At 53.6% G+C, this 1,001-nt stretch carries 2 protein-coding genes and 1 pseudogene; all 3 read left to right on the top strand.

Going from position 1 to position 1,001, the window contains the following annotated elements:
- Positions 1-61 precede the first annotated feature (61 nt).
- Positions 62-613 (top strand): ParB N-terminal domain-containing protein, encoded by a 552-nt coding sequence (locus BXP70_RS29090; RefSeq protein ID WP_086597609.1) that lies wholly within the window; start codon positions 62-64, stop codon positions 611-613.
- Positions 610-870, top strand: a complete 261-nt coding sequence (locus tag BXP70_RS31175) for a transposase (RefSeq protein ID WP_143436795.1) — start codon at positions 610-612, stop codon at positions 868-870. The genes BXP70_RS29090 and BXP70_RS31175 overlap by 4 nt, the downstream gene beginning before the upstream one ends.
- Positions 800-1,001 (top strand): annotated as a pseudogene (locus BXP70_RS29085) (hypothetical protein); the annotation flags it as partial. The gene BXP70_RS31175 and the pseudogene BXP70_RS29085, both read left to right, overlap by 71 nt.

Raw genomic sequence — 1,001 nt, 5'->3', positions numbered from 1 at the left:
AGATACTATTTTACTTCAAGTAATACTTTAATTAAATTGCCTAAGTATTTAGTTATCAGTTATGACCCATCAACAAACCTTTTCGCTACAGCATCTGCCGATTGAACAGGTTCGGCTGAACGACGCCAACCCCCGCCTGATCCAGGACGCCCGATTCCAAGCTCTGAAGAAATCCCTAGTAGACTTTCCCGAAATGCTCACCCTGCGCCCGCTGGTAGTCGATGAAGCGTACGTTGTGCTGGGCGGAAACATGCGCTTGCAAGCCCTCTTGCAGCTGCGTTACACCGAAGTGCCCGTTGTGGTAGCGCTAGGGCTCACCGAGCAGCAGAAGCGTGAATTCATCCTCAAGGACAACGCCTCCTTCGGAGAGTGGGACTGGGATGTACTTGCCAATGAATGGAGCGACTTGCCCTTGCAGGAATGGCTTGACGTTCCCCGCTCGTGGGGAGCCGAATCCCAAGAGGAGGGAACGTCCGAAAGCCTAGCCACATCTGCGTCAAGCCTTACGATTATCTTTTCCTGCGTGGAGCACGCGCAACAGGCGCAAGCGGATATCCAGCAATTGCTAGCCCAGAAGTACGCAGGAGCTACGCTTACTTTATCGCTGTCATGAAGTACTCCCCCGAAATCGTTGAGCGTATCTGTGCCTTGTTTGCGACCGGCGATCACACCGCGGCGGATGTGTGCAAGCAGGTGGGCATCTCGCAGGAGACCTTTATCCAATGGAAAAAAGACCCGGCGAAACCTGAATTTTCTGAATCCCTTAAAAAGGCCGAGCAGGACCGTTTANTTTGCCACGATGGCCCGCTCGGGGCTAGCCAAGCTCTTGGACGTCTACGAGTACGAGGAAGTCACCACCGAGTACGTTGACAGCAAGGACAAAGAGGGTAAGAGCGTGCCTAAGATTAAAAGCCGCAAGGTCACCACCAAGCGTGTGATGCCGAACGCCACGGCCGTGATCTTTGCCCTAAAGAACCGCGAGCCGGAGGAGTGGAAGGACA

Origin of the sequence: Hymenobacter crusticola, assembly GCF_002154225.1 — a bacterium.
Classification (GTDB): Bacteria; Bacteroidota; Bacteroidia; order Cytophagales; family Hymenobacteraceae; genus Hymenobacter; species Hymenobacter crusticola.
The sequence above is the reverse complement of the archived record's forward strand: the minus strand, read 5'-3'. Positions and strand labels throughout refer to the sequence as shown.

What these genes read in the sequence shown, in the direction of transcription:
- BXP70_RS29090 (WP_086597609.1), top strand. Translation starts at nt 62, where the DNA reads ATGACCCATCAACAAACCTTTTCGCTACAGCATCTGCCGATTGAACAG.